Raw genomic sequence first — 13,442 nt, forward strand, 5'->3', positions numbered from 1 at the left:
ATAATATCCTTATTACAAAAAGCGGTTCCCAATTCTCATTTGAGAAGCACATTACCTGTGCCGCTTGTTATCCTGCCTATCTTGTAAACTTTCTCTCCATAGTGCAAGAGCTTTTTAGCTATCGAATCCGCGAATTCCTCAGCGACCACCAGAACAAACCCGATTCCCATATTGAAGACGTTATACATCTCGGCTTCTTCGACCGGGCCTTTTTCCTGCAGAAAGGTGAATATCTTCTGCCTGGGCCAGCTTTCTTTTTTAAGGACCGCGTCACAGGATTTCGGCAGCACTCGCGAAACATTTCCCGGCAGCCCGCCGCCGGTGATATGGGCCATTGCGTGAACAACTTTTTTGACTTTGTAATTGGACAGCAGCTTAACTATCGGCCGAACATAAATCCGCGTCGGCTCCAGTAAGCAATCGCCAAGCACGGCGCCGCCGAGTTCATCAGGCGTGTCGGTCATTTTAAAGCCGCCTTTTTTAAAGCATATATTACGGGCAAGGGCGTAGCCGTTACTGTGCAGCCCGCTCGACGCCAGGCCGAGAATGCAGTCGCCCTTCCTCACACCCCTGCCGCTGATGATTTTTTTTCGCTCAACCACTCCGACAGCAAACCCTGCCATATCAAAATCATTTTCACGGTATGTATCGGGCATTTCAGCGGTTTCCCCTCCTAATAATGCGCAATCGGCCTGCCGGCAGCCGGCCGTGACACCTTTCACCATTTCGGCTATCAGCGCCGGCTCCAGCTTATGAACGGCAATATAATCCAGAAAAAACAAAGGCTCGGCGCCGTGCACCAGCATATCATTGACGCTCATCGCCACTAAATCTATCCCCACCGTATCGAACTTTTTTATTTTGCTTGCTAACTGGATCTTGCTGCCAACCCCATCAGTGCAGGCGACCAAAACAGGACTTTTATAATTTTTTTTGAAAAGCTTTTCGTCGTAGTCGAGCCGGAACATCCCCGCAAACGCCCATTTTTCGCCCATTACCCTCGGCCCGAAAGTGCTCGATACGTGCCCATAGATTTTATCGACCATCTCGTCGTTGGCATCGATGTCTACGCCGGACTGTTCATAGCTGATGTATTTACTCATTTGTCTGGGACCGATCATCAAACATATGCATTTGATAATGTTCCAAAGAGAACTTGTTCACCGCGGTATCGACCGGTATCGGATATTTGCCGCTCCAGCAGGCGGTGCAGTAATTCTCTGCCGGCGAAGCCGCACAGGCCAGCAGCCCTTCCAGAGAAATATAACCGACACTGTCCACTTCGAGAAAATCTTTAATCTGTTTCAGGTCGCGGTTGTTCGCCAGCAGCTCCTCTTTTGTCGGAAAATCCACGCCGTAAAAACAGGGATGCCTGATTGGCGGACAGCTCACCCGCATATGGATTTGCTTTGCGCCTGCCTGGCGCAGTGTTCTAATCTTTCCTCTTGTGGTCGTGCCGCGGACTATCGAATCGTCCACCACTACGACGCTTTTGCCTTCCACGACCTCTTTTACCACTGCAAGCTTAAGTTTGACCTCCGCCTCCCGCATCTTCTGGTCCGGCGAGATAAATGTCCTGCCTATATAGTGGCTCCTGACCATTCCCATATCGAAGGGTATTTTGCTTTGCTCCGCGTAGCCGATTGCAGATGATGTCCCTGAGTCCGGCACGGGTATTACAACATCAGCCTCGGCAGGCTGTTCTATTGCCAGTCGTCTTCCGAGCTTTTTTCTAAACTCATGCACATTTTCGCCGAAAATAGTGCTGTTTTGTTTGGCAAAATAAATATGCTCGAAGATGCAGTGGGCAGGCCTGACAGTACCCGGCTTAACGAAAAATCTGCTCGAGAGACCTTTCTTGTCCAGCCGGATAATCTCGCCCGGCATAATCTCGCGAAGAAACTTCACCCCGGCCGCATCAAAAGCGCAGCTCTCGCTGGCGACGACGTATGCGCCCTTTTCCGTTTGACCCAGACACAAAGGCCTTACGCCGTAAGGGTCTCTCGCTGCCTCAATCCGGTCGGCATACAAAAACAGCAGACAGTATGCACCCTGCAGATGATTTAACACATGGGCCAGAGGGTCAGGTTTGCCGACGTGCGTCGGCTTGGCAAGCAGATGAATAATTACTTCAGTATCGGAAGTTGACTTGAAGATACTGCCGTATGCTTCGTATTCGTCCCGCAATAGTGCGGCATTTATGAGATTGCCGTTATGCGCCACCGCCACTTGCCCGCGCGAGTACTCACTCAAAAGCGGCTGGCTATTTATCTCCTTACTGGAGCCGGTAGTCGAATATCGCACATGACCGATAGCTATAGGATTAGCAATGTCTTTTAAAACACCAGTACCGCTGCGGAAAACCCTGCCGACAGTCCCCATCCCCTTGTAGCATTGGATAGATTCACCGTTACTTGAGGCAATCCCCGCTGACTCCTGACCGCGATGTTGAAGGCCGTATAAACCCAGATAGGTTTTTTGAACCGCATCAGGGTCCCCGAAAACACCGAAAAGACCGCAACTTTCTTTTTTTTCAAACACGAACAGCAACCTCGAAAAATTATCCGCCGTAAGCGGAAAATGTAGTTTAGCCAATCCGCCCTACTAAGTCAAATAATTGTTGTTTCTTCCGGCTTACCTTCAGCAAAGTCTCGCCCAAAAGCGGACTCGGGATACATAAATTCAGGCACTCGGCAAATTTTGCCCTTGGCATCGACACAGGCAAGCACGCTCGAACCCTCCGCCAGAATCTCGCTGCTGCGGGTCAGCTTGTAAACGTGCTCAACCCTGCTTGCACTGACTTTTGAGCAGCTTGTTTCCATCTGTAGTTTCTCGTCGTACATGGCAGGCCGGCGATATTTCACCCGCAGCTCCGCAACAACAAAAAACACCCCTGCTTTTTCTAAATCCTTATAAGCTACGTTGTTAACCCGTAAAAGCTCTGTTCGCCCCATCTCAAACCACACCGGATAGACGCTGTGGTGAACCACCCCGCCCTGGTCAGTCTCATTATACCGGGGCACAATAGTTATCGTATGTTTTTGAATAGTTGTGCGATTGGGAAAACCCATATCTCAATCTCAGGTTAAAAACCAACAACCCAAAATAGCACAAAAACCGGCATTTGCAAGCAGTAAATTTACAGCTTCCGTCTTGTAAAAATCACGCCCCTGAAGGATAAAAGTATTGACTTATTCACTCGCGGATTGGATAATTACCCGTTCGCAAAAAACTCTTAATATTTAGAACTCAGGAAAGGATAAAGTTATGAAAACCAGCATTTCTCGTCGAATCCTCCAAATTGCGGCTGCCGCAACTTGTTTTGTAATGCTTTTTGCCACCGTGCTTTCTGCCAAGGCAAAAGCCAAGGCGAAATCTGAACCAAATGCCCCCGCAATTGCTGTAGCAGCAGAACCGAATAAACCCGCCGAAACAGCCGCTGACAGTGTTGCCGTGACCGTCAATGGCGTTGCTATTAACGAAAGCAAGATAGATGCCCAGCTCCAGCCGCAGCTCCAGAAAATAGGCACGCAGCTGCCTGAGCAATACAAAAAACAACTCAGACGGCAGATCCTTGAGAAAATGATCATCGAACAGCTGCTGGATGAAAAAGTAAAAGCAGCCAAAATAACAATCTCCGAAGAAGAAGTAATGGAACGTATCAAAGAAATATCCTCGCAGCAGCAGCCGCCGTTATCACTCGAAGATTTCAAGACCATGGTAGAGGCCTACGGTCAAAGTTTCGACGATGTAAAACTCCGAATCCAGAAAGGGCTTGCCTATCAGAAGTTTATGGAAGCCCAGTGGGCCGGAAAGATAGACGTTCCGGAAGGCGATGCCCAAAAGTATTATGATGAAAATAAAACCAATTTTGAAACGCCCGAACAGATCCGTGCAAGTCATATCCTCGTAAAACCTGTTACCGGTGACCCCAATACCGACCCGAACCAGGCAAAAGCAAAAGCCAAGGCGAAAACCGAGGGTTTACTTAAACAAATCAAAGGCGGAGCTGATTTTGCCGAATTAGCCAAGGTCAATTCGGACGATACATATTCGGCGGTACAAGGAGGCGACTTGGGCTTCTTCGGTAGAAGCCAAATGGTTCCTGCTTTTGAAAAAGCAGCTTTCGCACTGAAACCCGGACAGGTCAGCGATATCGTGGAAACCCAATTCGGTTATCACATAATAAAGCTTACCGAACACAAAGACGCCAATACTATACCGTTTGATGAGGCCGAAAAAGACATAGTGGAGATGCTGACACAAACCAAAAAAGCCGAGTTTGCCGAGAAATACATCGAATCGCTCAAGGCTGATGCGAAAATCGTTTATCCCCCCGGCAAAGAACCGAACACTCCGGCTTTCAGCCCGGCAGCAGCTCCGTCTCGTCCTGATAGCAGCAAGCCGGCTACCGAGCCAGAAGAGAAGACCTCAGGCAAAAAGAAAACCTCCGCCAAATAATAACTTTCTCGGCTGAGCACTGTAACGTTGCGTGTTATTGCATCCGCCTAATGGCGGTACTCGGAGGCCTCGTGCACAAAAAGGGACGTTAAACACCTTCTGCGGCAAGCTGCAAAAGGCAAGCATAGAGCCCGCAGGTAAAATTTGCAAAATTTTAACAAAATTTTGATTAATTAGCTGGCAAACGCCGATGTTCATCATATAAATTAGACGTTGTGCTTTCTGTAGATAGTTTCCGGCAGATTTTTTAAGGACGTCAGGCGCCTTTCAGGGACGAAATTATGTCAAATCAACCACGAGTAGCAAAGGTATTAGCAGCCCTCCTGGTTTCAATGACCCTCGGAGCAATAGTTTTAATGGCTCTCGGCAACAATCCTCCTTCTTCCGGCCCATTTTGCCTCTCCAGCTATTATCGTCTCGACCCAATCGAAAAAACCATTTCTTCCCAGGCGGTCCAATCCCATTATCGCTGGAACTGCATCGAAATCTACTACAGCAACACCAAAGCCGGAAATATTGAACAGCTCGCTTCGCTCAGCGGCCTGTCCAGTCCGGAGGACATCAACTATCACTTCGTTATTTGTAACGGCCTCGGTGGTGATGACGGCGAGGTCCAGCCAACCGAAAAATGGCAAAAACAGTGGTCTATCGTACCGGGGCAAACTTGGTACGGCAGCAGTCAAACTATCCGCATCTGCGTTATAACGGAGGAATACCCAACGAACCTCCAGATAAAAAGGGTAGAAGCGCTTGTAGAGGCGCTGTCCAGAAAATTTAACATTCAGCCTGCCTACATCTACTACCCAAGCAATTGGAAGTAGCGGCAAGGCCCTATAAAAAGCCAGCCAAAATAATTCTATCGGGCTTCTTTCACAATATCTGGTTTCAGCAGACCGAAGTCTTCTTTCTCTGTTAACACCACCCACGCACGCCAGTCTTTCTTGTTAATTCGTACCGGCTCGATTGATTTTACCTCTTCCAGCCAGGCCAAAAAGCCGAATCTGCTGTCCCTTCTGCTACGCCAGTATTCATCGCTGCCGAGAATATGGCGGTTATATTGCTGTTTTATTTCGATTATTCGCCTTGGCGTCAGATTCTCAAAATTCTTGACCGCCTTAACCTTTGCTGTCGCACAGACCGGCCCGCTGCTTTGCTTCAAAAATAACTTGTCGCCGGACAAAAGCCGTTCGAAAGCACAGGGCTTTACTGCGCTTAGGCGCGATTCGATGAGCTTTCTGCCGTCTAAAATCGCATCCAAATACGGCTTTTTCAGGATTACCAGGTGATTAGTCATAAAAATCAAGGATTTATCATAAAAACCAATCTGATAAATGGCAACTACTTTGACGAACGCCCGTATAATCCCTATAATAAAAACGGTTTTCTGAGGATAAAACAATGGAATCAGTCCTGCTCGCCGTAGTTATAGTTTTGATTATAGCTGTATTGGGCCTTTTGGTTTGGCTACTCAGCACTATCTTCAAGAGCAAAGAAGAAACAGCCGTCCACGCTACTAATATCACACTCCTCGCCCAGCAGCTCGAATCGCTAAAAGCCGCTCAGGACAAAACCTCAGAGAATCTGCAAAAATCCCTCCAGACAGGCCAAACCAATCTCAACCAGAACCTCCAGTCAAGTCAGCAGCTGTTAAGCCGGCTGAATACTCAAATCGGCGAGCTGCATGGAACTAACAAACAAATGCTCCAGCTTGGAGTTGATGTCAGACGGCTTGAGGATATTTTAAGCTCGCCAAAGCTGCGAGGTCAGATGGGCGAGTGGTCGCTCGAAAACCTCCTCGCTCAAATCCTGCCGAAAGACAGTTACAAACTCCAATATACCTTCAAAGACGGCAGGGTGGTCGATGCCGCTATTCAATTACAGAACTTCATGGTTCCCGTTGATGCGAAATTTCCGCTGCCGAGCTTTGAAAAAGTAGTAAAAGCGGAAACCGACAGCGAAAAAACAAAACTCCGCAGACAATTTCTCAAAGATGTAACCGCACACATCGACAAAATTGCGGCCGGCTACATCAGACCTGCCGAAGGCACGCTGGATTTTGCGTTGATGTATATACCTGCTGAGAATGTCTATTACGAAACAATTGTCAAATACGCAGACGAAACGCAGGATATTATGCAATACTGTCTGGATAAAAAAGTAATCCCCGTATCACCGAACCTTCTATATGTGTATCTTATGACGGTCGCGATGGGTCTGCACGGCCTGCAAATCGAAAAACAGGCCGCCGAAATCCGCCAGAACTTAAAAAGATTGAACGCCTCTTTTGCTGACTTCGGCGGCTGCTGGGAAGTCCTCGGCAGACACCTGCGCAATGCCTTCGGCCAATACGAAGATGGCCAGAAAAAACTCGACCGCTTCGGCCTGCAATTAGGCCAGATACAGGATGAAAGTGAGACATCTAATGGAAACTGAAAAACCAAATAAAAAACCTGTTCTTTCATTTTTAGCTATGGTGTTGGCGGTAATAGTTTTCGCTGCCATCGGCGCTCATCTTTTCAAAAGCCGCGGCGCCAGTCTCGTTGACGTTAATGCCCCGCAGATTCAAATTGACCAATGGATTACATCTCCGCCGCCTGACCTCAACGGCCGGGTCTATGTCCTTGAGTTTTGGGCAACTTGGTGTCCGCCCTGCATACAGTCGATTCCACATATGATTGAGCTGGCGGATAAATATAAAGACAAATCTGTCCCCTTTATAGCCCTTTCCGTAGACCGTTCTTCAGAACCGGTAAAAAAAACGGTGAAAGATAGAAACATAAATTATTATGTCGGAATGGATAATGGCCTATCCGCAAAATATTCCGTCAGAAGCATCCCGTCAACTTTCATTATAGGCCAAAGCGGTAAAGTCGTTTGGCAGGGACACCCGAGGCAATCCGATTTCGAACCCGCCCTCGTCAACGCCTTAAATGCCCCGCCGCCAAAACCGGAAACAAATACAAAATAAACAGAGCAATCTCACATGAAGAGGACACTGACATTTTGTTATCTTGTTTTTTTCATCACTGTCTTTATTCCACTTGCGACCTCAAGTCACCCCGAACCGGACTCTCCGCTTTGGCTCGCAACCTTGGGAATTTTTTCATTCGGTCTGGTAGCTATTTCCATTTTCCTTCACGGTCTGTCTTATAGGCCTAAATCTTTTACTTGGCTTTGGAAAATCATTCCTTTCTTGCTGATAGCTTTTGTTGTTCTTTCTTGGTACTGGGAATTTATACTCTACCCCAAACCGGAATACCCATTATCAGAAACCGTCCTGGCAACACTTTTTGGGGTGGCGGTGCTCTTACCTGCATTCTACTTAAGTTTTAAGTTTGGCTATTCCAAAATTATCTCATCTAACAAACCTAATCTGAAATTCAGCCTTAAATCTATTGCCGTCATCTCTATTGTCATGATCTTATGTATTATAAGTCATTTCACCCCAAACACGAAAGACAGAATCAATGTTAAAATCAACTATGTGGCCAAGTACAATGAAATTTCAAAACCCGCCGGCTATGACCCTAATAACAACGCCGCCCCGTATTATCAGAAGGCCTTTGACCTGATTACGGTCGTTCCCGACATAAAAGACCTTTCCCAAAAATGGCCCGGCGATATGAATGATGTTGAACTCAAAAAAGCTGAAGATTTAACAGAATCAAGCTCCCAAATAATCGAATATTTAACAGAAGCTTCTCAAAAACCATACTATTGGATTGAACACCGGGCTAAGGATAATAACTTGTTAGAGATAATGTTGCCGGACCTTAAGAATATCAGGTTTTGCATAAAGGTGCTCAGCTTACAGACAAAATTAAAGGCATATCAAGGCCAGACAGAATCAGCCCTGCAACTTGTAAATGTAATCTACAGAATAGGAACGCATTTTGGCCAACGAAAGACTTTGATAGAACAATTGGTAGGAATAGGCGTTGGCCAACTCGCATTAAATACTGGTCTTCAGATTCTCGATAAAACAGATATAAGTCCGCAATTATTGGAAAACTTCCAGCATCAAATTGAAGAATCATCACATACAAGAAACCCCATAATCGACTTTACTGCCGAAAGGATGATGTTCTATGACAAAGTGCAGAGGCTTTTTACTGACGACGGCCAAGGTGATGGCCGCTTGTATGGAACGGCTTTTTTAGAAGATCCTGTATTTTATGTTCAGCGAGCGTTTAAGCCGGAGTTGAGCAGACAGCCAAAAATAACCAGAAAAGAAACTGTTGAACTTGCCGATAAGATGTATGATTATTTCGACCGGGCAAGCGGTAAGTTGCCGGCAGAATTGAACAAGGAACACGAAGACCCAGATAAAATAGCTGCAGAAATGGTAAAAGGCAACTATCTCTTGGAGACATTTGCCCCCGCTTGGGGACAAATCCTAAAAACATCCTATCGCTTGCAGGCATATACTAATGGCCTGTTGACCACCATCGCTCTTTTACGATACAAAGCCGATAAAGGCGAATATCCGCAAAGTCTTGATGGGCTTGTGGCTTCTGGATATCTGAATGAATTGCCGATAGATCCGTTTAGCGACGGCCCGCTGGTTTATAAACTCACCAACAGTGATTTTATACTATACAGTTTCGCGGCGGATTGCGACGATGATAACGGAATCCGCGACTCAAAAGATGGTAATGGCGATTATGTCTTCTGGCCTGTTGAATGGAGCAAAAAATAATAAGACAAAATAAGATGATTTACGAAGACCTCAAAGACAAAAAGGTTTTAGTCACCGGCTCCAGCAGCGGCATCGGTCAGGCAGCGGCTGTTATGTTCAGTCAGCAGGGCGGCTTCATCGGCGTCCATTATTTCCAGACAAAAAAAGGCGGCGAAGAAACCCTCCAACAGGTCAAAAAATTCAGCGACGGAGTCCTCTTTTGCGCGGATATGCGGGACGAGGAACAGGTAAACCAAATGGTCGAACAATTCATCGAAGCCGCCGGCGGCATCGACATCCTCATCAATAACGCCGGCTCACTCATCGACCGCCAGCCCTTCGAAACCGCGACCCTCGATTATCACGAAGACGTATTCGCCACCAATGTCCGCAGCATCTTTCTGGCGACAAGGGCGGCTTTGCCGTATTTGAAAAAGACCAAAGGCAGTATCGTAAACATCGGCTCAATCGCAGGCCACCACGGCGGCGCAGACGGCTCCGGCATCTACGCAGGCGCAAAGGCCGCCGTTGCCACCGAAACCATCGCTATGGCCAAAGAATTCGCCAAATACGGAATCCGCGTAAATAGCGTCATTCCCGGCCTCATCGAAACAAGGTTCCACGAAAGGTTCAGCACACCCGAACGCAGAAAAGCAGTTGCTCAGCAAACCCCGCTCGGCAGAAACGGCACTGCCGAAGACGTCGCCAAAGCGATTCTGTTCCTCGCAAGCGATGCCGCCTCCTTCATCACAGGCGAATATATCGCCGTCAACGGCGGCTTATATATGAGGGCTTAAAAACATCTTGCATTTCGCGCTCGTTTATGCTATAAGTGCATTTTTGCTTTACGACAAATCAGAAAAATAAAGAACGAAACGGATTCTAAATGCAATCTCACGCACGGATGCATACAAGCCCCGGCCGAACTCGCGAAAAATCGCGAATCGAGACACTCATAAAAAGCAGTAAGGCGCGCTCCGCTGCCCCGCAAAAACAATGGGTAATCCATCCGCCGCATCCAGACGCCGGCGAACTTGCCAAATCACTGAAGGTTTCGCCTCTTTTGGCGCAAGTCTTACTCAATCGCGGAATAACTGATGTCCACACCGGTTCCGTTTTTCTAAGGCCGAAACTGAACGAGCTTATCAGCCCGGAACTGATGCCGGGCGTCAAGCCGGCCGTCGAACGAATAAAAAAGGCCGTCAAAGCCAGGGAAAGAATCACCATTTACGGCGACTATGACGTGGATGGTATTACCGGCGCCGCAATTCTCTGGCAGGTTCTGACGCTGCTCAATGCTGATGTAAATTTCTATATCCCGCATCGTATCGACGAAGGTTACGGCCTGAATGAAGAAGCTGTCCAGATTCTGGCGCAGGCCGGAACAAAACTTTTAATCACCGTTGATTGCGGTATCTCCGCGGTCAAATCAGCAGAACTCGCCGGGCAATTGGGACTCGACCTGATAATAACCGACCATCACGCGCCCGACCACGAATTGCCGAAGGCCGTCGCTATTGTCCACCCTGCAATGGATAAATCCTACCCGAACCAAGACTCGTCCGGCTCAATGGTCGCCTACAAGCTGGCCTGGGCAATAGCCAATGAATTCACTGCCGGTGGGAGCGGGAGGCTCGAACCGAAACTTCGCGAATTTATGCTTAACGCAACTTCTCTGGCAGCTATGGGCACCATCGCTGACATCGTGGACCTGAGGGGAGAAAACAGAATCCTGACAAGCTATGGACTCAAATCCCTGCCGCAGTGCAAACTCGCCGGCGTCCAGGCCCTAATCGAATCGGCTGGATTTACGGGACAAGGGCTTGATAGTTTCCGCATCGGTTTTCACCTTGCTCCAATGCTTAACGCCGCCGGCCGGATGGGACACGCAAGATTGGCCGTGGAGCTGTTAATAAATGACAGCCCCGTTCGCTCGACGGAAATAGCGCAATATCTCAAAGAGCAAAACGACCAGCGGCGCAAGTGCGAGCGAAAGATATTTGAGCAGGCCCGCGAAAAAATAGTCAAGGAAGGCTTGGACAGCTCCGACAGGACCAGCTTCGTCCTCGCAGGCCAAACCTGGCACTCCGGCGTAATAGGAATAGTAGCTTCGAGAATTGTAGACCTTTATAATCGCCCGACGATTATGATTAACATAGGCAGCGCCGAAAACGGCATCGCCCAGGGTTCCGCACGCTCGATAGACGGTTTTTGTTTGCTCAGCGCAATCAAGGCCTGTTCGCACCATCTGGTCAGTTTCGGCGGACACAAAATGGCTGCCGGAATAACCATCGAAACCGAAAAAATCGACCGGTTCGCTGCTGATTTCGAGGCCTACGTGAAACAGCACCTCGCCAAAAATGATTGTGCTGCAAAACTCCATATCGATGCCGCAGCGCCATTGAGCGAATTCAGAAAAGAAACCGTTTCCGAACTCCAGATGCTCAGCCCCTACGGCAGGGGAAATCCAAGCCCGCTCTTCACTACAAAAGGCGTGCGTCTTGCCTCTCCGCCGAAAATCTGCGGCTCAAAGGGCAGTCACCTGCAGCTTGCAATAACGGACAATACAAACGCTATCCGCTGCATCGGTTTCGGGATGGGAAAATTAGAAAAAAAACTGCTTGAACACGAGTTCTTCGATGTCGCCTATCAGCCCCAGCTCAATACCTACAATGGCAACTGTAACGTCGAGTTCGTCCTCGCCGACATCAGGCTGGAATAAACTGCAGTAATCAAAACATACCTTTAAAGATTCGGGTCTTGGGTTTTCCCCGTGTCGATTGTCACCTTGTCGATTTTGAACTGGCCAAGAGTAGCCGCCAAATTGAGAAAGTCCGCCGGCTCACCATTGCCTATGGCAAGCGCAATATGGCCCGCATCGAAACCCTTTGGTGCTCTCGTCGCATCGAGCCCAACCCACTTGTCGCCAACGTATGCCTCTACCCACGCATGACCGCCGAAAACATTCTCCCGCCCCGCAAATGACTTTGTGTAAACAAGACCGAAAACCACCTTCGCTGGTATTCCGATTGCACGGCACATCGCCGCCGTCAGCACCGCAAACTCGGTGCAGTCGCCGACCTTACTCACTGCAACCTCCGCCGCCGATGCGTAACCAACCGACAAACTTTTGTTCTCAATGTATCCGGATACAAACGTTTCGATTTTTTTTACGGCCTCTGTCGCGTCTTTGGTGTCTCCGACAGCCCGCTTGGCAAGTTCAATTATGTCATTGTTGTCGCTCTGCACATAGCTTGTGGGCTTCATCGCCTCTACTGTATTGCTGTCCTTGCCTTCGTATGGAAATTTCGCCCCTGCCGGCGCAGCGACAGGCTTAACGGTCACGATTATTTTGCCTTCTTTCTGCTCCACACTTTGGTTGTCGCTGGATGGTATCACCAGCTTCGTTGATTGGCTGTTCGGCTCAAGGTAATAGGCGGCCGACTTGGCTGATTCAATATTATTTAACGGCTCAGGACTGGCCAAAAACATCTTGTCAACCAGTTCCACAACGTCGTTCTTGCCTAATGCAAACTCCTTGGCGCAGGCAATGATTTCCATTTCCTGCGTCCCCATCATGGGCGTTATACTCTTTTTAGAACGAAAGTTTTCGTCAACATAGCTGGTTTGAACAATCTCACTGCCTGCCGGTGTCTTAATAGTTGTCTTTACCTCCGTCAAAGCCGCGACGCGTCCCAGAAGGTCAACATTCTTTTTCGGCCCGATACGTATTTTAGTTTCGAGCCCCCGCAGGCTGCCAATCTCGAATATCTTGGTGCTGTATTCCAAACCTTCCTCGAGACCTTTCTCGAGTTGCAGCAAACGCAGGCCTTCATTCAGCACTGCGCCGCTCGGCCATCCTATCGACTTCCTCTGCTCCCTCCCCATTGAAATAGCTGTAATATCTACTATCCATAGTTCATCCACCTTACCAGAAACGGTCGTCGTCGCAGCGCCAAAGTTCTGCGTAAGCTTAAAACCCAGCGGCTTGCCGTCAGTCGTCTCAATATTCGTTTCCGTCGTAGTCATCTGCACAGGTTCATTGACCCGCTTGACAAGAATCCTCATTGTTTCGGTAGTGGTCACTTTATCATTGGCCTCTACACGGCTTCGGATTACATAACCCATTTTCTTGCTCCCCGTAAACACGGCGTAATACTCGGTTTCCTCCGACTTGGCACTGCTCACGCCGGCTGCTGCTAACACCAGGCAAACGCCAAAAATACACCGGATTTTCATAATTCAACCCCTTTTGCTCTTCTCGATTTCCAAAAAACTCTCCTGACCATTATAAACGCAAAGA

At 48.3% G+C, this 13,442-nt stretch carries 12 protein-coding genes; 7 read left to right on the forward strand and 5 right to left on the reverse strand.

Annotated elements, in window-relative coordinates:
- Positions 1-35: 35 nt before the first annotated feature.
- From purM to PHG53_00720, 3 genes are all read right to left on the reverse strand, one after another.
- A complete protein-coding gene (gene purM, locus PHG53_00710; GenBank protein MDD5380148.1) occupies positions 36-1,103 on the reverse strand; it encodes a phosphoribosylformylglycinamidine cyclo-ligase in 1,068 nt (355 codons plus the stop codon).
- Positions 1,096-2,541, reverse strand: coding sequence for an amidophosphoribosyltransferase (gene purF / locus PHG53_00715; GenBank protein MDD5380149.1), 1,446 nt, complete (start codon positions 2,539-2,541; stop codon positions 1,096-1,098). The genes purM and purF overlap by 8 nt, the downstream gene beginning before the upstream one ends.
- Before the next feature lie 68 nt (positions 2,542-2,609).
- Positions 2,610-3,071, reverse strand: coding sequence for a thioesterase family protein (locus PHG53_00720; GenBank protein MDD5380150.1), 462 nt, complete (start codon positions 3,069-3,071; stop codon positions 2,610-2,612).
- A 196-nt stretch (positions 3,072-3,267) separates the two neighbouring features.
- Here PHG53_00720 and PHG53_00725 point away from each other — a divergent pair, with 196 nt between their 5' ends.
- Both PHG53_00725 and PHG53_00730 read left to right on the forward strand, forming a co-directional pair.
- Positions 3,268-4,461: a peptidylprolyl isomerase gene (locus PHG53_00725; GenBank protein MDD5380151.1), complete on the forward strand. Its 1,194-nt coding sequence runs from the start codon at positions 3,268-3,270 to the stop codon at positions 4,459-4,461.
- A gap of 281 nt (positions 4,462-4,742) precedes the next feature.
- Positions 4,743-5,282, forward strand: a complete 540-nt coding sequence (locus tag PHG53_00730; protein MDD5380152.1) for an N-acetylmuramoyl-L-alanine amidase — start codon at positions 4,743-4,745, stop codon at positions 5,280-5,282.
- 35 nt (positions 5,283-5,317) lie between these two features.
- On the opposite strand, the gene PHG53_00735 is transcribed toward PHG53_00730, so the two are convergent.
- The gene (locus tag PHG53_00735; protein ID MDD5380153.1) at positions 5,318-5,860 is read right to left on the reverse strand and encodes an ASCH domain-containing protein; all 543 of its coding nucleotides are present in this window, start codon (positions 5,858-5,860) and stop codon (positions 5,318-5,320) included.
- Between PHG53_00735 and PHG53_00740 the strand changes: the two genes are divergently transcribed.
- From PHG53_00740 to recJ, 5 genes are all read left to right on the forward strand, one after another.
- The gene (locus PHG53_00740) at positions 5,860-6,894 is read left to right on the forward strand and encodes a DNA recombination protein RmuC (protein ID MDD5380154.1); all 1,035 of its coding nucleotides are present in this window, start codon (positions 5,860-5,862) and stop codon (positions 6,892-6,894) included. The two genes, PHG53_00735 and PHG53_00740, sit on opposite strands and share 1 nt — an antisense overlap.
- The gene (locus PHG53_00745) at positions 6,884-7,429 is read left to right on the forward strand and encodes a TlpA disulfide reductase family protein (protein MDD5380155.1); all 546 of its coding nucleotides are present in this window, start codon (positions 6,884-6,886) and stop codon (positions 7,427-7,429) included. Before PHG53_00740 ends, PHG53_00745 begins: the two co-directional genes overlap by 11 nt.
- Before the next feature lie 333 nt (positions 7,430-7,762).
- Entirely contained in the window at positions 7,763-9,160 is a 1,398-nt protein-coding gene (locus tag PHG53_00750) for a hypothetical protein (GenBank protein ID MDD5380156.1), read from the forward strand.
- A complete protein-coding gene (locus PHG53_00755) occupies positions 9,145-9,936 on the forward strand; it encodes an SDR family NAD(P)-dependent oxidoreductase (protein ID MDD5380157.1) in 792 nt (263 codons plus the stop codon). The genes PHG53_00750 and PHG53_00755 overlap by 16 nt, the downstream gene beginning before the upstream one ends.
- Before the next feature lie 89 nt (positions 9,937-10,025).
- Positions 10,026-11,861, forward strand: coding sequence for a single-stranded-DNA-specific exonuclease RecJ (gene recJ, locus PHG53_00760; protein MDD5380158.1), 1,836 nt, complete (start codon positions 10,026-10,028; stop codon positions 11,859-11,861).
- A gap of 23 nt (positions 11,862-11,884) precedes the next feature.
- On the opposite strand, the gene PHG53_00765 is transcribed toward recJ, so the two are convergent.
- Complete coding sequence (locus PHG53_00765) at positions 11,885-13,378, reverse strand: transglutaminase-like domain-containing protein (protein ID MDD5380159.1); 1,494 nt, start codon at positions 13,376-13,378, stop codon at positions 11,885-11,887.
- Positions 13,379-13,442 lie beyond the last annotated feature (64 nt).

Source organism: Phycisphaerae bacterium (genome assembly GCA_028714855.1).
In the GTDB taxonomy this organism is placed as follows: domain Bacteria; phylum Planctomycetota; class Phycisphaerae; order Sedimentisphaerales; family Anaerobacaceae; genus CAIYOL01.